The organism is Brevibacillus sp. Leaf182 (assembly GCF_001423865.2).
In the GTDB taxonomy this organism is placed as follows: domain Bacteria; phylum Bacillota; class Bacilli; order Brevibacillales; family Brevibacillaceae; genus Brevibacillus; species Brevibacillus brevis_C.
The window spans coordinates 89,087-108,552 of record NZ_LMPN02000023.1; the positions used below are offsets into that span (position 1 = coordinate 89,087).

Consider the following 19,466-nt stretch of genomic DNA (forward strand, 5'->3'; position numbering starts at 1 on the left):
GCCGCAGGGTCCGCTTTTTCTATACCTATGACAGTTCTGTATATTTTTTTACTTAATGAACCTTCCTTCGTTACCGATATAAAAAATTAGGACTTCATCAACATGAAACGTTTATCCAAATACAACTTAGAAAGAAGATGAAATGAAGTGAAAGTTAACTTGCGAAATTGGTTTCGAAGCTATCGAACCAAACTCATCATCACATTTCTCTTGATTCTGTTAGTCCCTTCCCTTGTCGTTGGAAGCCTGGCTTACAATCAAGCGAAACAAGAAATTGACAAACAGATCATGGACAGTGCCAACGAAAACGTCGATTTGGTCAACTCTATCGTCAGCAGTACGTTTGAGGGCAAAAAGAAGGATGCAGACTATTTGGCAAAAGATATCACACCTGGTGTGAAAACTGCTGAGATTCAAGAAGAAATCATGCATCATCTGGATATGTATATGGGTATGCATGCGGAAGCGTCCAGTATCAGTGTGGGAACGGTTGACGGACAGTACTTCCGCGCACCTAGGCAAGAAGTACAGGCAGGGTTTGATCCGCGGACGAGAGACTGGTACAAAAGAGCAATGGAAAACAAGGGGACTGTCGTCGTTACGGAGCCATATATTTCGGCGGTATCCGGAGAGGTTTTAGTAGCGGTAGCGAGAACGACGGAGGATGGCGCGGGGGTTATCTGCATTACCGTCGGGATTGAACAGATCAAACAACTGGCAAACTCAGTCAGCATCGGTTCCGATGGAGATGTCATCGTAGTGGACAGCAATAAGAAGTATGTCGTCCATCCGGAAAATCAGGCAGGAACGCTGGCACAAGAGAGTTTTTACGACAATATGTACCAAGGGGAAACAGGTCAATTCAATTACGAGGAGCAAAGCATCCCGAAACAGATTTACTATGTGACGAATCCGGCTACAGGCTGGAAAATTGCCGGGTCGATGTACCTGTCAGAGATTGAGGATGCTGCACAGCCGATTTTCGCACAAACGTTTTGGACGATCACGATCTGCTTGCTGCTGGGAGGACTCATTGTAGCGGCTGTACTGCGTTCCCTTCTCCAGTCCATTCAGGAAGTGAAGGTACATGCGGTCAGAGTGAGCCAAGGTATTTTGACTGACCCGATTAAAGTGCGGTCAACTGATGAAATCGGTGAGCTTGGTCATGCGTTTAACACGATGCAGGATAACCTGCGCGCGCTCATTTCCGATGTCGAGACCAGGGCAGAGCAAGTAGCGGCGTCTTCGGAGCAGTTGACTGCGAGTGCGCAGCAGACGAGCATTGCAACTGAGCATGTAACGACTTCTGTTCAGGACGTAGCTGGCAGCGCGGAACAACAAACGAGCGGAATCGACCAAAATGTTCGTTCATTGCAGGACATTTCGGAAGGGGTCACACGGATTGTAGAGAGCGTCAATGTGTTGTCAGATACTGCTCAGCAAACAACGGTTCAGGCAGAAGAAGGAGGCAAATTTGTCGCTCAAGTCATGGGTCAAATGAAGTCGATTCATGAATCGGTAGAACAGTCGGACCGCATGACCAAATCGCTCTATGATCGTTCGAAAGAAATTGGCACGATCTCGGATGTCATCAGTGGAATTGCCCAGCAGACGAATTTGTTGGCATTGAATGCAGCGATTGAGGCGGCGCGGGCTGGTGAGCATGGTAAAGGCTTTGCAGTTGTTGCTACAGAGGTGCGCCTGTTGGCTGAGCAATCACAATTGTCTGCCAAGCAAATTTCTGAATTGATCACAGAGATTCAACGGGAAACCAAGCAATCCGTCGACAATATGGAAAAAGTCAGACTGGATGTTGCAGCAGGTTTGAACGTTTCCGAGGAGACGATTCACAAGTTTGAAGGCATCATGGAAAGCACCAGACTGACCAATCCACATATCGCAGAGGTTTCCATGATCGCACAGCAAATCTTGGCTGCTGTTCAGGAAGTAACCGCGACAGCCAATGTGCTCGTCACCATTGCGAAAAGCAATGCAGAAACAGCCGAGGAAGTAGCAGCCTCTACCGAAGAGCAGCTCGCCTCCATGCAAGAGATCTCAACCTCCGCTCAATCCTTGTCGTCATTGGCGGAAGAGCTGAAAGTTTTGATCAATAAGTTTACTTATTAATATCTGATCCTATACGAAGCGCCCTGCTCTATTTGTCGAGCAGGGCGCTTTGCAGCAAGAAAAGCCATCTTCACTTGGTTGCCATTTAACTTGAAGTTCGAATCGATTTCATGACTTGCTCCACTAACATGTCCACAAATGTATGGTCCAGTTCCTTTTTGTGAATGAGGACACGGAAATACACAGGTCCGTAAAACATGTCCAAGAGTACATCCAAATCTACCTGAGGATTGATTTCTCCTCGATCGATTCCACGCATCAGAAGCTTTTTGGCCAATTCACGATTAGGCTTGAGGTAAGTAGAGGAAAATGCTTTTGCTTCTTCTGATTCTCCACCACTGTCGGCTACCATCGCGATTGTCGTTCGACCGATAGCGCTGTTGAAGACTTTGGCTAGGTTCTGCAATTGATTGCGAAAATTTTCTTCAACCGATACCTCTTCGTTCAAGCGTATGTTGGGTTCGGTTGTCATGAGAAAGGCATCCAATAAAAGGGCGGACTTGTTGGGCCACCAGCGATAGATAGTGGCCTTGCCGACACCTGCTTGGGCAGCAATGGCTTCAATGGTTAAAGCAGCAAATCCCGATTCCTCCAGCAGCGTGATTAAAGCCTCAATGATCGCGTTTTTCGATAATTCACTGCGGGGTCTCCCTACTGGTCGGCGCTTGGTGCTATCGTTATCAGACATTTTCGTTCCTCGCTTACCTTCCTGTTTCTTCATGGAACTATCATACCAATATTTTGGTTACGATGCAGCCAGCGTGTTTTCTTCTTTTTTAGGAGGGCGCCAGCTATGTTCTAGCAATAGGGAGAGTAGCATTCCCACCATGAGACCATTACCCAATACGTATTGTAAGACCGTAGGCAATGCAGAGAAGATCGCTTGAGGCAAAAACATGACACCGATTCCAAATGACAAGGATACCCCCAGGATCGTCAGTCGACGCTCGTCAAGCGGAACCTTGAGTACAGCGCTTAAACCGATACCCACCATCTGGGTAAAAGAAGCTAGCATAGCCGCATAAGCCACGGGTCCGGGAAGCAGAGAGAGAAAAGAGTATATGCTCGGTACTAACGCAACAGCGGTCAGGGCCAAGCAGGCAATGAAAAAGGGGAGCAGACGACTCTGACCTGTCATCCGTACAAAACCCGCAGCAATCGACAAGGGCACAACACCTACGGAGGAGAATACCGAAGACAGCACATTGGCTACTCCCCCCATAAGACCACCGCGGTTCAAAGCTTGCTTTTCCGGTTTTCCCCCAAGCACCTGCTGCATTGCTGCCATACTTGCAATGATATTGGTGACGAGGACAAAAGCAACGATGACAGCGGAAACCGCCATGCCCCCATCCAATCGAGGAAGCCCCCAGGCGAATATCTCAGGTAGTAGCACAATGGACGAAGCCGTTGGAACACTTCCTGACCCATTTACCAGAGCAAAAGCCAGCCACCCCATGATGATTCCGATTAAAACAGCATAGCTTTTTAGCCAGCCCTTTCCCCAGATCGACAGGGAGAGCACCAAAGCAAAAACAGCAAAAGCAATGACGACATTCACGGGGTTAATCTCAGAAGACGTCGTGCTGACTCCAATCATGCCTTTCAAAAATACTCCGCTTAACTGAAAAGCTAGTAGCATCAGATACGCTCCGGTAACAAGCGGTGTGAATAGTGTAAGCATCCGATCCATCAAACCTGTTGCCCCAATGATGATCAATATGGTACCCGTTACGAGCATTCCTCCCTCGAGTAATTGCAAGGTCACAGATTGATCGGTTCCCTGAGATGCTGCCAATTCTCCCATGAGTACAAAAACCCCGAGCCATATCCCTGCTGGACCATCAGGAATAGGTAATCGATGTCCAAGCCATGCGGTCAAAAAAGAACTCAAACCAACCACCATAAACGTTCGTTGCATGAGGCCCGCTATCTCATCCGCAGGAAGTTGATAGGCCTGCCCAATCACAATAGGCAGTGTCAAGGAATTGGCAAGTAAAAAGACAAACCATTGCAGAGAACCGATTCCTGTTTCCAATTGTAGACTTCTCATCAGATACTCCTTTCAAAAAGTAAGCAAGATAATTACAATACTATACGTATCGTATTATAAAATCAATAGGCTTTTGATGATGAAACGCCCTGCTCGTATGTATAGAGCAGGGCGTTTGTTGTCCTCGGGCGTTGTTGAATACTCCAGTGCTTTTTTTGAATAAGGGAATGGGCGATGGATAAAGCAGTTGTTTTTCATTTGTCCATACAGGTTCCTAATTATGGTAATATGAGTTGTACCAATTTGAGTAAGAACGGAATCGTATGTCGGAGGGGAAAAGGAAGAAATGGAACTCAAGCGAAACGAATCGATCGTGCAAGAGAATATAGCGGCAAACCTATTCAGAGGAATGGAAGGAGTAGGTGGGAAGTTAACGATTACGAGTGAAAGACTCTATTTTCAACCACACAATTTCAATATTCAAACACAACCTCTCGAATTAAGCTTGAATGATATTGCGGCAGTTGAAAAGCGGAATACGCTATTCGTGATCCCAAACGGAATGAAAATCAAGCTGCATAATGGGCAAGAGCATAAATTTGTTGTATGGAAACGAGCGGAGATCATCGGAATGATTCAGGATACAAAGATGAAGCAAAAAATGACGGTGATTATTAAGACGAGGTAAGCGATCCGCTCCATGAAAAACGCCCTGTCACACGCTATTCTGAGCAGGGCGATTCCCACATCTTACAAGTCCTTTGCAATGTGTGGTTTGCTATAATGACTGGTACCCCCACCGCCAACCAATACTCTTCCACCTTGTCTGAAGATGAGCAATTTCCTAGATCCATTTGAAAGCAGTACAGTGATTTTTGCTCGATTTGCAGTTGCAATATAAATAACGTAACCACTTCTGGAGATTACTGTACGCCAGTTGCGATCGAATTCAGAGCGCAGTACCCGATTGGAATACACTTGGTTTTCCACGCGTCTCGCCGTGATTCTTTTCTTTTGCATCGAGTCTCAACACCTCCTGTCAAACTATCCTATTCAGGGGGTAGAAAAAGGAATGGACAAGAGTTGTAGGCGATTTTACTATTTTCGTTGCAACCAGGCAGGAAGCGTTCTATGATAACACCAAGGACGGTATTCATCGTAGTAAGCCGTCAAAGAGGAGTGAGTGACTTATGGCAAAAAGCGCGGCACGCAAGCAACGTGAAAAACTGGCCCGTGAAGGCAAAAGAAACCCAGAGCTCAACAGAAGCATTTTCGCTTTTGCTGACATGAGACAACGGACGACGAAGACTCGAGCAGAAAAACTGAATCAACAGAAACACAAAAGGTCGTTATCCTACCAAAGTGATGATGGCCTTTTTTATTTGCGTGCGAAGCTTGCTGTGATCATTTAACATGGGGGAAGAGAGTGTATCTTGTGCTTGGTGGTGAGCGATTGATGAATCGAAAATGGTTGTTTGTCATCTTTATCTTGAGTGTTCTTGGTATTGGCAGTGCCGGCATGGGCATCTCGCAAATCGAAGACTCGATCAAAGCGCAACAAGTAACTTCTATTCTTACCACTATGGAGAATACAGCATTAGATTCGAAAGATGCGAGTTGGCTCGAAAAATCGGAAGACAGATTTTTTGAATACCTCGTTCATGATGGATATTATTACGTTCCGATTGCAGAGGAGCTAAATGAAACCAATCTAGATAGCAGGCTTGGGGTAGTCAACAGAATAGGCGAATGGGAGGAGTTCAAAGAGGGCGATACTTCCTTCTACGTCCCGGGCAGTACATACTACTTAATAAAAGGCGTACCGGATAAGAATAAAATCGCAATTGAAATCGTTAGGAAAGAAATAAAAAAATATCAGGTGCTGGAAAAAGGTCACCCAATACCAAAGTGAGGCATGACATCATGAATAATACCATTCATCCCGAATGTGCGAGAGCCATTCAACATCTCATCCAACTGAAGGACCCAAAACGCGAAGACTTTTTGGCGCTGAAAACGTACGGAAATGATCGCTATTCGGCAATGGGCTGGGAGGAGCTACAGACATACATCAATGAAAAGACCGTCATCATTGTCGAGCAGTTTGAAAATGAACAAAACATTATGTCTGCCCTGCGCTGGGTAGCGAGAGGATTGCCGGTTTGGCTAGCGATTCGAAAAGTACGGGCGGATTTTTCTGTATATGGATACAAGAAGTAGCCGGTCTTTCAAAAAAAATATATGCAAATAATAGAAATAATACTGCGCTAACGAAAAGATAGGTCTATTATTGTCAATATCAGCAATATTGGAGGGAGACATCATGACAGATTACTTACTTAGCTTACTACAAATCATTATGATCAACCTGGTCCTGAGCGGAGACAATGCAGTCGTTATTGCTCTTGCCTGTCGGAACCTGAGTCCAGAGCTACAGAAAAAAGCCACTTTTTGGGGGAGCTTCGGTGCAATCGGACTGCGGATCATCCTTACCTTCATTGCCATCTGGCTGTTGAAAATCCCGTTTGTCCAAGTCGTTGGAGGACTTTTGCTCATCTGGATTGCGGTCAAGCTGTTAAAAGGGGAAGATGAGGACAGTCACATTGGTGGGGGAGCGAGTTTTGTTGAGGCACTCAAAACCATTATTTTTGCCGATCTGATTATGAGTCTGGACAATGTCATTGCCGTAGCTGGAGCAGCAAACGGGAACCTGGTTTTGGTCATCATCGGTCTTGCCATCAGCATTCCGCTCATCATTTGGGGAAGTCAGTTGCTGATGAAGCTAATGAACCGTTTTCCCATCATCGTATTGTTGGGGGCGGCTTTACTCGGATATACAGCAGGAGAAATGATTGTAGGAGACAAAGCAGTTGGCAGCTTCCTGGAGGGGGTAATGCCTTCGTTGCATATGATTTTGCCGGTAGCATTGGCACTTCTGGTGATTGTGATTGGAAACTATTTGAAAAGGAAGGAGAAAAATGTGATAAATAAAGAAGTGACAAATAATCATGCGGAGACACTATAGCTATGGAATATCGCGATTGGTACATTCTCCAAACCTTGTACCAGGAACAAAACATCACGAAAACAGCCGAAAGCTTGTATTTGTCCCAGCCTGCTCTGACCAAACGGCTGCGGCAGATTGAAAAAGAGTTTGGCGTACAGATCGTGCAACGGGGGAGTAGAGGCGTTCATTTCACTCCTCAAGGCGAGTATTTGGCCAAATGCGCGGATGAAATGCTCCTCAGACTGCGCAATATCAAGGAGCATGTCTTGAACATGGGAGAAGAGGTCAATGGTACGCTCAGATTGGGGGTTTCCAACTATTTTGCACGGTACAAGCTCCCGATGATCTTGAAAAAGTTCAAGGAAGCCTATCCAAACGTCGAGTACAAGGTGATGACCGGATGGAGCAAAGACGTCTACAAGTCCGTGTATAATCAGGATGTGCACGTAGGCTTCGTCCGGGGAAGCTACAACTGGTCCGACCAAAAGCACTTGCTGTTCGAGGAATCTGTCTATGTCGTTTCCACGGAACCTATTCATATCGACGACCTGCCCACCCTGCCCCGAATCGACTACGAGACCGATCCGATGCTGCAGGCGTTAGTGGACAACTGGTGGACCGAACGATTTTCCCAACCCCCGCTGATTGGCATGGAGGTCGACAAGGCGGATACATGCAGTGAAATGGTAGCAAACGGTTTGGGGTACGCCATCCTCCCACGAGGCGTGCTGAATGGCAAAGACGATCTGCACATGATTGAGCTGACCACAGCAGAAGGGGAGCCGATCAGGCGAAGCACCTGGATGTTTTATCATGCCGACTCAATGGACCTGCAAATGGTCAAGGCATTTGTACGCTTCATGGAGCAGGGTGAGATAACATTTCTCGATTAAGCAAGGAAAAAGGAACTGCTGGGAACTCTCTGATCTTGGAGCCAGCAGTTTTTTTATTATTCATTCCAGGAATCGCTAACGATAACCATTTTGTATTTTTGCTGCGAGGACAATTGTTTTACACTAGGTGTACCCCCACCCTAGAAGCTTCATACAACGTCGGAGAGTAGGAGAGGGAACGCTTATGCTGTTACGCATTCTGTTTACATTGCTGCTCGGATCACTGGGAGGCTGGCTGTTTGCTACCATCCACAGTCCACTTCCTTGGCTGCTCGGAGCACTAGTCACCACGGTTATTTGTAATATGCTTGGGGTCAAAAATCTTTGGATTCCCCGATGGTTTCGTCAAGCAGGCTTGACAGTGATTGGGATCACCCTTGGTCTGCGAATGACACCAGAAATCGTCGATACGATGACAGGGCACATTGGTTTGATGCTCATCACCACGATTTTGACCATCTTAATCAGTTTGGTAAACGCTTGGATATTTTATAAGGTCTGCCGAGTAGACGGAATAACGGCGATCTTCAGTAACATTCCCGGCGGATTATCGGAAATGGTGTCGGTGGGGCAAACGGCTGGAGGAAATCAACAAGTCATCACAATTTTTCACTCGATTCGTGCGATCAGCGTCGTGCTTTGCACTCCTTATCTTGTGACATTTCTACCTACCCATGCTGCCATACAGACATCTACTACAGAACACATGCTTGGGATTGGGCAGACAGTCATGATTCTTGTGGCTGGTGTCATTGGAGCTTTGATTGCGTCACGCTGTTATATACCCGCTCCGTTCTTGCTAGGTGCCTTGCTCGTGACCGCTTTGATTTCGATGAATACATCGCTTGTGGGAGAGAGTCCTGCGTTGCCAAGCATCTTGGTCCAAGGGGCGCAAATATTCATCGGGGTCAGCATCGGTCTTGGCTTCAAACGAGAGGACATCGTCAAAAACCGTCGATTCTTTCTGTTCGGTCTCATGCATTCCTTGTTCTTGTTCGTCATGGTGATTGCGCTTGCCATCGGCATTTCTTACGTGACGGCTACCGATATCGTGACCGCGATTCTGGCTACGGTGCCAGGTGGACTCGCCGAGATGAGCTTGACTGCCTTGGCGACAGGTGCCGATCCGCTCTTAGTGACAGCGTTTCATCTGTTTCGTTTGGTTCTTGTCCTGACGTTGTTTTCCTTCGGCGCTCGTGTATGGACGAACCGCCACAGCAGGATCAAACAGCCAAAGGAGACCAGCGCCTGACGAAGTTTTACAGTCGAATCAATGGCAAGGCCTGTACGTTCCCTGATCGGAACGGCAGGTCTTTTTGGCGTGAAAAAAATGAAAATAATCGTAAATATGGTGTTTATCCAAATTATCTGAACAAACTAGGAAGCGTTTTCATCGGATGCTATGATCTCCTTAACTTATTTGAAAACGCTATCAATCGAGGGGGTTATAAAAATGAAAAAATCAAACAAATGGACAAAGTGGACCGGAGTACTCCTCACTACGGCAATGGCACTTAGCCTCGCAGCCTGTGGAGGCGGCGGTGGGCAGACAGCATCCTCTGGAGGAGCTTCTACCTATCCGGAAAAACCGATCTCGGTTATCGCTCCGTCTGGGGCAGGCGGCGGTTTGGATAAAACTGCGCGTTCCCTCGCAAAGGTGATGTCAGCAACGAAGCTGGTAGATAAGACGATCTCCGTCGAAAACAAACCAGGTGGCGGACAGGCAGTAGGTTTGGCTGATTTCGTGACGCAGGACAAGAAAAACAACTATAAGCTCCTGCTTCCCTCTACACCAATCGTCATCAACAATGTGAAAAAAGAGGGAAACAGCCCGCATTCCTACAATGATATGACTCCGTTGGCACAATTGACGAAAGATTACGGCGCGATCGTAGTAGCAGCCGATTCTCCATACAAGGATCTGAAATCGTTAATGGATGCAATCAAAGCTGATCCAACCAAAGTAACGGTTGCAGGCGGTTCTGCTCCTGGCTCGCTTGATCACTTGACCTTTTTGATGCCAGCTGTAAAAGCGGGAATTGATCCGAAATCAGTGAAATACATCTCTTACGATGGCGGTGGAGAAGCGATCGCCTCTCTCTTGGGTGGCAATGCTGACGTACTGGCTACAGATGTATCCGGTTCGGGTGAATACTTGAAATCCGGAAAAGTAAGAATCTTGGGTGTTTCTTCCCCGGAGCGCTTGAAAGGAATGTTCAAGGACATCCCGACATACAAAGAATCCGGTTATGACACGGAGCTGATCAACTGGCGCGGTGTATTTGGACCAAAAGACATGACACCAGATGCTGTTGCTTACTGGGAGCAAAAATTGAAAGCCATGACAGAGACCCCTGAGTGGAAAGCAGAGCTGGAAGCAAACGGCTGGGACGATGGCTACAAAAACGGTGCAGACTTCAAGAGCTACCTGGGTGAGCAAGAAAAAATGTTTAAGGAAATCCTGAGCTTGCTCGGAATGGCAAAATAAAAAGGTTTGATGGGGGATGGAGAAGGAGCGATTCTTCTCCTCCTTCATTCTGGATTCTTGTACGAACAGGAGGGAACATATGTGAGCAAAACATTTGACCGCTTCGCCAGTCTGATTTTTCTCGTGTTGGGCGTAGCATTTGTGGTCGGGAGCCAAAACATCTCGGCGAGCGCTTACGGCAGCAATGTCGGACCAAACATTTTTCCAATGGGACTCGGCAGCTTGCTGATCCTGCTCAGCCTGCGATTATTTTATGAGACGTTCAAATACAAGCAAGAGGGCAAGAAAGAGAAGGAAAAGCTCGATTACAAACGCTTCCTCATCATTCTTGTCGCGGCCTTATTCTACGTATTGCTTTTAGAGGAAATCGGCTATGTGATCAGTACCTTCCTTTTCCTTTTGGTTGGATTTCAGACGATGCAGAAAGGGAAATGGCTCAACAGCGTACTCATTTCCGGTGCATTTTCATTCGGTGTCTACTTGTTGTACGTGGAAGTTCTCGATGGCACTTTGCCCGGTTTACCAACATGGTTAGGCTTGTAGGAGGTGGATGAAATGAGTGCATTTGATTATTTGCTGAACGGATTTGCCACTGCCCTGCAATGGCAAAATATTATCTTTGCATTTGTGGGTGTCTTGATCGGGACAGTAGTCGGGGTATTGCCAGGGATTGGCCCAATCAGTGGCGTGGCCTTGTTGATTCCGGTGACCGCTTCGTTGACGAGTGGACTGCCTCCAGAAGCAGCCGCGACCAGCGCCATTATTTTGCTGGCAGGGGTTTACTACGGAGCGATGTACGGCGGCTCTACTACTTCGATTTTGTTGAATACACCTGGTGAGTCATCTTCTGTCGTTACCGTACTGGACGGATACCCGATGGCGAAGCAGGGAAGAGCGGGAGTCGCTCTCTCCATCGCTGCAATTGGTTCGTTTTTTGCAGGACTCGTCTCGCTGATCGGTCTGGTATTTTTAGCAGAGCCACTCTCGGAAGTAGCGCTCAAGCTCAGTCCGGCAGATGAGTTTTCGCTGATGATCCTGGGGTTATGTGCACTGAGCGGGCTGGCAGGCAAGTCCGTGACCAAAGCATTGATGATGACGGTTTTTGGCTTATTGATCGCGACGATCGGGCTGGACAATGTATCGGGTGTGGCGCGTTTTACCTTTGATATGCCCGAGCTTTATTCCGGTTTGGAATTTTTGACGATCGCTGTAGGGGTATTTGCGCTTGGAGAAGTGTTCAAGACAATCCTCGAACGGGATGTGAATGAGGGAGAGATCGCCAAAATCTCCCGAATTATACCGACCAAGCAAGACTTGAAAGAAAGTGCTGGACCGATTCTCCGCGGATCACTGGTTGGATTCTTTAAAGGAATTGTTCCTGGTTCTGGTGCTACATTGGCATCCTTCCTCGCTTATTTGCTGGAAAAGAAAATCAGTAAAACCCCTGAAAAATTCGGCAAAGGGGCAATCGCTGGGGTAGCCGCTCCAGAGTCGGCAAACAACGCAGCATCTGGCGGGGCGATGATCCCACTCCTGACCTTGGGTATTCCGGGTACAGGGACGACAGCGGTATTGATGGGCGCACTGATTATGTACAACGTGCAGCCAGGTCCGCTTTTGTTTGAAGATCATCCGAACATCGCTTGGGGCTTGATCGCCAGTATGTTCATCGGAAACGTGATGCTCTTGATCCTCAATATGCCGCTCGTAAAGGTGTTTGCGAAGCTGATTGAGACTCCGCCTAAATATTTGATCCCGATGATCGTTGCCATTTCCGTGTTTGGTGTATACGCAGTCCGTGTCTCCGTTTTTGATCTGGTCTTGCTGCTCCTCTGTGGACTCGTGGGTTACTTTTTGGCGAAAAACGATTTCCCAATGGCTCCACTCGTTCTGGGCTTGGTTTTGGGTCCGATGATTGAAAATAATTTGAGACGCGCGCTGACGACGTCCAATGGTGATTTTTCTATCTTTATTGAAAAGCCAGTATCGCTGGTGTTTCTGATTATTGCGGTTCTCTGGATCACCGTTCCCTTGATCATGAAAATGAGAGGGAAGAAAGTAATCGTGAACGAAGAATAGAGGAGGGCGATTCTCATGCGCGATGACAAAAAGATTAAAGAGGAAGTCAAACAGCAGTTCGGTGCGAATGCTGAAAAGTATGTGAATAGCCAGACGCATGCTACAGGAGAGGATCTCGCTCTCCTCACGCCTTGGCTGAATCCTTCGCCTGATTGGGTGTTTCTCGATGTGGCAACGGGTGGCGGTCATCTTACCAAGGCAATCGCTCCACATGTCGGTCAAGTCTTTGCGACTGATTTGACACAGCCGATGCTTACAGCGGCGAGAAATCATCTGAAATCTCACGTGAGCAATGTCTTTTATGTGGTTGCGGATGCGGAGGCACTTCCGTTTTTGAGTGAATCCTTTGATGCAGTCGGATGCAGAATCGCGGCTCATCACTTTCCGAACCCAGAGGCATTTGTAAAAGAAGTCGCCCGTGTCCTAAAGCCAGGTGGAAAATTTGTGCTGATCGACAATATCGCAGCAGAGGATGAAAAGCTTGATCGATACGTGAATACGCTGGAAAAACTTCGAGATCACAGCCATGTACGAAGTTACTCACGCTCCGAATGGTTAGCATGGATAGAGCAAGAGGGACTGGTCGAGAGTCATTCCCGCATCCGTAAAAAGACATTCCCGTATGCGACTTGGGTCAGACGTACGACAGAGACTGAGGAGCAGGTTGAGCAAGTAACCGCGCATATCACAAGTGCCGATGAGGAAATCCAAGCCTACTTTGCTGTAGGAAAAGAAGGAGAGCAAGTCGTTTCCATCCAAGTTGATGAGTGGATGGCGTTGTTTGAGAAACCAGAATGATAAGGACGATGCTTCTAAGCTGGTCCCCGCTTACAATCAAGCGGGGGCTTGTTCTTTTTTGTATGGGTACCTAAGTAACGATTCGTAATGAGAAGAGGGCTTTCACGACGGTTTTTGGCATTATTTTTTGGGGATATCTTGCTCTGTATTTACTATTCGTTCGAATTCGGTCAATATAAAGTACGAATGGTCTATATGAAGGAAAATATGCTACTATAACCACAGGAGGTATGTGATGGATGAGGTTGACCTGAGAATTGTTCAATTGCTCGAGGAAAACGGAAGGATATCTCATGAGGAAATCAGCAAGCTGCTGCACATCTCGCGACCGGCTGTCCACCAACGGGTTGCCAAGCTGGAAAAGAACGGGGTTATCAAGGGGTACCGAGGCATCATTGACTGGAGAAAATTGGACCAAAGGCTGAAGGTATTGATCTTCGTCAAAGCAAGATGTCAGGACTTCAAAGAAATCACAGCAAAGATTGTGAACGTTCAGGTACCGAACGTGACCATCATCGAATGCCAGCGGCTCGCGGGAGAGTGGTGTATGATGCTAAAAGTACGTGCGACGGCACCGGAAGATATCACCAATCTAATCGATGAAATGGTCCAGTATGACGAAATACTGGAAACATCTACGACTTTCATCTTGTCGACGATCTACGAGGATGGCTGGAAAGAAATTTGAAAACCAAGGTGGAACCACAATGACAGGAAAAAAAGATTCGAAATTATTTGGCGTTACGATTGCGTTGCTAGCGGTCTACTTGTTTTGGGGGGGCACTTATCTCGGGATGAAGATCGCCATTGAATCGATGCCACCCTTTATTATGGCGGGTGCGCGGTTCTTCTTGGCGGGATTGGTCCTATTCCTGATCGGGCGTTGGAAAGGGGCAGAGCTGCCCAGTGCAGCAGAATGGAGAGGGGCTGGAATAGTTGGGGCGTTGCTGCTTCTCGGTGGTAACGGTGTAGTTGCATGGGCACAGCTCAAGGTACCGTCAGCAATCGCGTCCTTGCTAATCGCTACCGTGCCGTTGTGGATTCTCGTCTTCAACTGGATCGGTGGCAGCAAGAAGAAGCCTACGGTTGGAGTCATGGGAGGAATCCTGTTTGGCTTGGCGGGGATCGCTGTGCTGGTTGTCCATCCCGAGGGCACAGGCAATCAAGGAATAGATTTGATCGGAATCCTGGCGCTCCTGTTTGCCTCGATCTGTTGGTCAGTGGGATCGTTGTATTCGCGCCAGGCAAAGCTCCCAGCATCACCTGTGATGGCAACGGCCTTGCAAATGCTCATTGGAGGAATTTTGCTGGGGATCGCGTCGCTGTTTCTCGATGATTGGACGAAGCTGCATCTATCGGAGATTACCCTGCGTTCCTGGATTGCCTTTGGCTATTTAGTTGGATTTGGTTCCATTGTCGCCTACACGGCGTATATTTGGCTTTTGAAAAATGCAGAGCCCTCTCTGGTCTCCACGTACGCCTATGTGAACCCGATTGTCGCAGTATTTCTAGGCTGGCTGATCGCTGATGAACAATTGACAAGCCAAACCTTGATTGCTGCTGTCATGATCATCGCATCCGTTGCCATCATCACGATGTTTCGGGAAAAGAGTCCAGGTGCGACACAACCGGTAGCACGAAAAGAAAAAGGGAAGCTTCAGGTTCATAAATGAAGCTTCCCTTTTTTGCGATCAGGCATTATTTTGCCGATTTTTGCGGCACCCAGCGGTATTTTCGTTCCGGACGCCCGACAGTGCCATAGAACGTCTCTACTGTCACTTCATTAATAGAGACAAGAAATTCGAGGTATCTGCGCACCGTCGAATGGCTCATGCCAGCCAGTGCAGCCAGATCATCGGCATTCATACTTTGGGTGGTCTCCCGCATCTTGTCCCGGATCAGCTTTAATGTCAGCTTGTCGATACCCTTCGGAAGTGTAGTGACAGTTTCAACAGTTTTGGTAGCAGGAGTGTGTGTGGCTTTTGTAAACAGCTTGTCCACTGCTGTTTGATCAATGGTTGTATGCTGCTGTAGCTGGCGTCTCGTATTTGCATATTGCTCCAAGGTAGACATGAATTTATCGATCATAATCGGCTTGATAATGTAGCTGTATGCCCCGCCACGTATCGCTTCTCTCACGGTTTCCACATCGTTTGCGGCTGTGATCATAACCACATCGATCCCGCGAAAATGATTCCGTACTTCACGCAACAGGTCAATCCCGTTCATATCTGGCAAATAAATATCCAAGAGCAGAACATCCGGCGTAACGACGTGAAGCATCTCCAATGCCTGTTTTCCAGTCGTGGCCGTGGCAATAATCTGGAATCCTTCCAGTTTACTTGTGAATTGTTCATAGATTCTAGCTGCAATTTCGTCATCTTCCACGATCATGACGGTAATGGGTTTCTCAGACATCGTGGATTGCCTCCTCTCTAGATGCTTTGTCCCACTTTTTGGGGACGACGACGGTGAAACGCGCTCCGCCAAGATCACTTTTTCCGAGTGAGATTTGCCCCTCTAATAGCTCGATGGCGTTTTTCACAATCGCCAAACCGAGTCCTCGATTTTCACCTGATTTCGTAGTGACACCGCTTTCAAAGATGCGAGGCTCCAATTCCTTTGATACCCCATGTCCATTGTCTTCAATGTCAAATATGATATCGCCACCTAAATCAGTAAAGGAGACGTGAACCATTGCTTCCGAGCCTTTGTATTCGAGGGCAGCTTCCATCGCGTTGTCGATCAAATTGCCGAGAATCGTGACCAATACCTTTGTATCCAAGCTGTCAGGTACATCTCCCAAATAGCTGTCCTGATCAATTTCGAGTAATACTTTCAGTTCTTTGGAGCGATTGATTTTCCCTAGTAGACAAGCAGCGATGAAGGGCTCTTTGACTGAACTCATAATGAAGGCGAGAATATCCTGCCGTTCTTTTACTTCATCGGTGATGAGTTCGATTGCTTTGTCGTACTCCTTTAGCTTGAGGAGACCGTAAATGGTGTTCAAACGATTTAAATATTCGTGATTTTGTGCACGCATATTGTCCGAAAAGGAACTGATCTTCGTAATTTCTTCGGTAAGCTGCTCGATTTCTGACTCTGGACGAAATGTGAAGACCACGCCTCTGATTTCATTATTGCTCAAAATAGGGGAGTAGTCGGTTATAAAAATTTCGTGCCCCAGCAAAATTTTGTAGTTCATTTCTTGCGTATTTCGATTGACGGAATGAATGATGTCACGCAATTGCGGGCTAGCGATCGATTTCCCTACGGTCAAATCCTCTTGGAGAAGGGAACGTGCGCGTTTATTCATTGAGACGACACGCCCTTGCATATCGACTGCTACCGTAGCATCGCGAATCGATTCAAGAATAGCTGCTTTTTCCGTAAACAAAAATGAGATTTCTTCTGGTTCCAGACCAAAGATCAATCGCTTGACTCGTCTGGCAATGATAATAGCGCCAATAATTCCGATAACAAGCAGCACCAGGGATAATGAGACGACTCTTTCCTTGTATTCCGCGACCTTTTTCTCTACATCACTCATGACATAGCCGACAGAGGAGACACCGATTGTTTCGCCTTTCTTATTGACGATCGGTGTTTTCGCTTTGATGGCTGGACCTGAAATGCCTGTCCCCCGATAAATGACCGAGCGGTTTTCTAAAAAGACGGGGTCATTGCTGGTTCCCATCGGTAATCCAATCTGCTTTGGGTCGTAGTGAGAGTACCGAATACCGTCCTTGTTTCCAATCACGACATAGCTTGCGCCTGTTTCCATCCGAATGGTTTCGGCTATCGGTTGTATCACCTTGGAAGGTAGATCGGTCTCGAAGGCTGCAATGATGCGTTCGTCCATGGCAGATAGCTTGGCGACCGTCATGGCTTGCTGTCCAATATAACGATCCAAAATGTCATCTAATATGAAGGAAAATAAGGCAGTTCCTATCCCCATGCTGATCAGGACAACGATGGATATGAGCAGAACCATTTGGGTCAAGAGGCTGATGCGTGCTTTTTTGGGTGTATGAACCATGGGCAAACCACCTTCGATGACAGATCATGATGCTATGAATGTATGAAACCGTTTACTCCATTCATTATAACAATAACGCTTTCACATTTGTGACACAAAGTAAAAATGTAACAACACTATAGCCAATAGGTTTATGAAAAAAGTTTTGACAAATTTTTTATAAAAAATTGAACAAAATATGAACAACAAGTGAATATTATGTTACAATAAGAGCATAAAACAAAAACGGTCACGCAAAAAATCTATAATGATAGGGGTTTTGTGTTATGAATAACGATCGAAAAGCAGCAGATGTATTAAGATGGATGGCTTGGACAGTATTATTTGTCGGTGCTATTATTATGGCTTTCACTGCAAGCGATTTCAGATCGCAAAACTTGCCATTGATGGTGTCGATCGGATTTTTGATCGCTGGTATGAATATCTTCATTATGAGCACGGTATTTCGCTTGATGACATTAAAAAGAACGGACGCCTAACAAGATAAAAATAGACCCATAGAGAACCTCTCATTTTCTTCATTATAATGAGAGGTTTTTTTATTTATACGGAACTTTGCCGTCAGCCAAATGCGCTGGCGTTTTTTTGATTTTTTTATTAAAAGTGAAAAGAAATCTTGACAATCTGGATTGGGTGAGATGACCAGAAATGGGTGCCGGACTTCATTAGAGGAGAATCCTAACAAGAATATGATCAACTCGTGAATGCTATGTGAACACTTTGTAACAGAAAAGCTACGAAATATTGAACGTCGTTAAAAACGAGTACAAAAGCTCGCAGACTCTGATAGTATGTATATGCGGCAAATGGTGAAGTTCACTTGTGTTAAAAAAACTCTATTGTGAGGTACTCTCGAAAAGTGTGAATGCACGTTAAAGATAAAGAGGGTTTTCCAAAACCTCGTTCGAGACCTCCATAGAGAGTGACTGCACTATCTGCACTATCGACATATGTGAGGCGAAGTTCACCTGAAAGGAACTGCGCTCTCAAAGTACTACATGCTCGTTGTTTGTGACTAGGAGGGATTAGGAGAATGAGCGGAGGAAAAATGCTGAGGCATATCCAATTTTGGATCTTGGCAGTGTTGGGCACCGTTCTGCTGACAGGCTGTGGTAGCGAATACCTCGTCTTGAATCCAAAAGGACCTGTAGCAGAAACGCAGTACAATCTCATTATTATTTCCACGATATTGGTCGCTGTCATTATCGTTCCGGTTATTGCGCTTACCGCTTTCATTGTATACCGCTATCGGGATACACCGGGCAATAAAGCAAGTTATAAGCCGGAGTGGGCACACAGTACAACCCTTGAGGTAATTTGGTGGATTATTCCTATCGTTATCGTTGCATTGCTGGGTTACTTTACTGTGCGTGATATTTATGTGTTAAAAGAGAACCCGAATAAAGAAGTTGCTCCTATGACCATTCAGGTTACGGCTTTGGACTGGAAATGGATGTTCACGTATCCCGAACAAAATATCGCTACTGTTAACCATCTGGAGATTCCAGCAGGTGTACCGATTCGCTTCCAGGTATCTGCTGATGCGCCGATGAACTCTTTCTGGGTTCCAGAATTGGGTGGACAGATTTATGCGATGGCGGGAATGGCTACCGAGCTGTATCTGCAAGCAGATGAACCAGGTACTTTCGCTGGATTTAGCTCCAACTTCTCTGGTGAAGGCTTCGCCAAAATGCAGTTCAATGTTGTTGCCAAACCGAAAGACGAGTTCGATAAGTGGGTAAAAGAAGTAAAAGGTACGACTCCAGCTATGACGAAGGCAGATTATGAAGAACTTCGCAAGCCTGGCGTGACAGATAAGTTTACGTACTCTGCATTCCCAGAAGGAATGTTTGAAGAGATCGTTGCCAAATATGGCCATGGTCACGATATGGACTATGTGATGGAGAAAAACCCTGCGCCTGCAGGTGATAAGTCTTCTAATGAGACTTCGCTAAATACGCATCAAAAGACTGAATCGCACAACATGCCTGGAATGAATCATTCCAGTATGAACCACTAGGCGAGAGGGAGGAGGAATACCA

At 46.6% G+C, this 19,466-nt stretch carries 21 protein-coding genes; 16 read left to right on the plus strand and 5 right to left on the minus strand.

The features are described 5' to 3' along the window. Positions 1-147 precede the first annotated feature (147 nt). Complete coding sequence (locus ASG16_RS13830; protein ID WP_056497154.1) at positions 148-2,127, plus strand: methyl-accepting chemotaxis protein; 1,980 nt, start codon at positions 148-150, stop codon at positions 2,125-2,127. Between the two features lie 85 nt (positions 2,128-2,212). Here ASG16_RS13830 and ASG16_RS13835 read toward each other — a convergent pair whose 3' ends face one another. Together ASG16_RS13835 and ASG16_RS13840 are read right to left on the minus strand one after the other, a co-directional pair. Continuing rightward, positions 2,213-2,815, minus strand: coding sequence for a TetR/AcrR family transcriptional regulator (locus ASG16_RS13835; RefSeq protein ID WP_056497149.1), 603 nt, complete (start codon positions 2,813-2,815; stop codon positions 2,213-2,215). A 57-nt stretch (positions 2,816-2,872) separates the two neighbouring features. After that, positions 2,873-4,180 carry a purine/pyrimidine permease gene (locus tag ASG16_RS13840; RefSeq protein ID WP_056497146.1) on the minus strand — a complete coding sequence of 436 codons (1,308 nt, stop codon included), beginning with the start codon at positions 4,178-4,180 and terminating at the stop codon, positions 2,873-2,875. Positions 4,181-4,466: 286 nt separating this feature from the next. On the opposite strand from ASG16_RS13840, the gene ASG16_RS13845 reads away from it, so the two are divergent. Then, on the plus strand, positions 4,467-4,808 hold the full coding sequence (locus ASG16_RS13845; protein WP_056497144.1) for a GRAM domain-containing protein: 342 nt from the start codon (positions 4,467-4,469) through the stop codon (positions 4,806-4,808). Between the two features lie 62 nt (positions 4,809-4,870). Here ASG16_RS13845 and ASG16_RS13850 read toward each other — a convergent pair whose 3' ends face one another. Further along, the gene (locus ASG16_RS13850) at positions 4,871-5,140 is read right to left on the minus strand and encodes a hypothetical protein (RefSeq protein WP_048031534.1); all 270 of its coding nucleotides are present in this window, start codon (positions 5,138-5,140) and stop codon (positions 4,871-4,873) included. 170 nt (positions 5,141-5,310) lie between these two features. Here ASG16_RS13850 and brfA point away from each other — a divergent pair, with 170 nt between their 5' ends. The 12 genes from brfA to ASG16_RS13910 all read left to right on the plus strand — a co-directional run bounded on the left by brfA (position 5,311) and on the right by ASG16_RS13910 (position 15,058). Then, positions 5,311-5,532, plus strand: a complete 222-nt coding sequence (brfA, locus tag ASG16_RS13855) for a ribosome rescue factor BrfA (RefSeq protein ID WP_047070450.1) — start codon at positions 5,311-5,313, stop codon at positions 5,530-5,532. Between the two features lie 44 nt (positions 5,533-5,576). After that, positions 5,577-6,032, plus strand: a complete 456-nt coding sequence (locus tag ASG16_RS13860) for a hypothetical protein (protein ID WP_133257446.1) — start codon at positions 5,577-5,579, stop codon at positions 6,030-6,032. 11 nt (positions 6,033-6,043) lie between these two features. After that, positions 6,044-6,340, plus strand: a complete 297-nt coding sequence (locus tag ASG16_RS13865) for a hypothetical protein (RefSeq protein ID WP_241970754.1) — start codon at positions 6,044-6,046, stop codon at positions 6,338-6,340. Positions 6,341-6,443: 103 nt separating this feature from the next. Then, positions 6,444-7,145, plus strand: a complete 702-nt coding sequence (locus tag ASG16_RS13870; RefSeq protein ID WP_056497137.1) for a TerC family protein — start codon at positions 6,444-6,446, stop codon at positions 7,143-7,145. Positions 7,146-7,147: 2 nt separating this feature from the next. Continuing rightward, positions 7,148-8,020, plus strand: a complete 873-nt coding sequence (locus ASG16_RS13875) for a LysR family transcriptional regulator (RefSeq protein ID WP_048031537.1) — start codon at positions 7,148-7,150, stop codon at positions 8,018-8,020. A gap of 184 nt (positions 8,021-8,204) precedes the next feature. Then, the gene (locus ASG16_RS13880; RefSeq protein WP_056497134.1) at positions 8,205-9,272 is read left to right on the plus strand and encodes an AbrB family protein; all 1,068 of its coding nucleotides are present in this window, start codon (positions 8,205-8,207) and stop codon (positions 9,270-9,272) included. A 201-nt stretch (positions 9,273-9,473) separates the two neighbouring features. After that, positions 9,474-10,508 (plus strand): Bug family tripartite tricarboxylate transporter substrate binding protein, encoded by a 1,035-nt coding sequence (locus ASG16_RS13885; protein ID WP_056497131.1) that lies wholly within the window; start codon positions 9,474-9,476, stop codon positions 10,506-10,508. Positions 10,509-10,589: 81 nt separating this feature from the next. Continuing rightward, complete coding sequence (locus ASG16_RS13890) at positions 10,590-11,051, plus strand: tripartite tricarboxylate transporter TctB family protein (protein WP_048031540.1); 462 nt, start codon at positions 10,590-10,592, stop codon at positions 11,049-11,051. Between the two features lie 12 nt (positions 11,052-11,063). Continuing rightward, a complete protein-coding gene (locus ASG16_RS13895) occupies positions 11,064-12,587 on the plus strand; it encodes a tripartite tricarboxylate transporter permease (protein WP_048031541.1) in 1,524 nt (507 codons plus the stop codon). A 15-nt stretch (positions 12,588-12,602) separates the two neighbouring features. Continuing rightward, positions 12,603-13,385, plus strand: coding sequence for a class I SAM-dependent methyltransferase (locus ASG16_RS13900; protein ID WP_056497128.1), 783 nt, complete (start codon positions 12,603-12,605; stop codon positions 13,383-13,385). Positions 13,386-13,620: 235 nt separating this feature from the next. Beyond that, on the plus strand, positions 13,621-14,073 hold the full coding sequence (locus ASG16_RS13905; RefSeq protein ID WP_048031543.1) for an Lrp/AsnC family transcriptional regulator: 453 nt from the start codon (positions 13,621-13,623) through the stop codon (positions 14,071-14,073). 19 nt (positions 14,074-14,092) lie between these two features. After that, on the plus strand, positions 14,093-15,058 hold the full coding sequence (locus tag ASG16_RS13910; protein ID WP_056497125.1) for an EamA family transporter: 966 nt from the start codon (positions 14,093-14,095) through the stop codon (positions 15,056-15,058). 25 nt (positions 15,059-15,083) lie between these two features. Here the strand turns inward: ASG16_RS13910 and ASG16_RS13915 are convergent, their stop codons facing one another. Next, positions 15,084-15,803 (minus strand): response regulator, encoded by a 720-nt coding sequence (locus ASG16_RS13915; protein WP_056497122.1) that lies wholly within the window; start codon positions 15,801-15,803, stop codon positions 15,084-15,086. Then, the gene (locus ASG16_RS13920) at positions 15,796-17,424 is read right to left on the minus strand and encodes an ATP-binding protein (protein WP_056497119.1); all 1,629 of its coding nucleotides are present in this window, start codon (positions 17,422-17,424) and stop codon (positions 15,796-15,798) included. The genes ASG16_RS13915 and ASG16_RS13920 overlap by 8 nt, the downstream gene beginning before the upstream one ends. Before the next feature lie 266 nt (positions 17,425-17,690). Between ASG16_RS13920 and ASG16_RS13925 the strand changes: the two genes are divergently transcribed. Both ASG16_RS13925 and qoxA read left to right on the plus strand, forming a co-directional pair. After that, entirely contained in the window at positions 17,691-17,903 is a 213-nt protein-coding gene (locus ASG16_RS13925; RefSeq protein ID WP_056497116.1) for a hypothetical protein, read from the plus strand. Positions 17,904-18,457: 554 nt separating this feature from the next. After that, the gene (qoxA, locus tag ASG16_RS13930) at positions 18,458-19,444 is read left to right on the plus strand and encodes a cytochrome aa3 quinol oxidase subunit II (RefSeq protein ID WP_048031548.1); all 987 of its coding nucleotides are present in this window, start codon (positions 18,458-18,460) and stop codon (positions 19,442-19,444) included. Positions 19,445-19,466 lie beyond the last annotated feature (22 nt).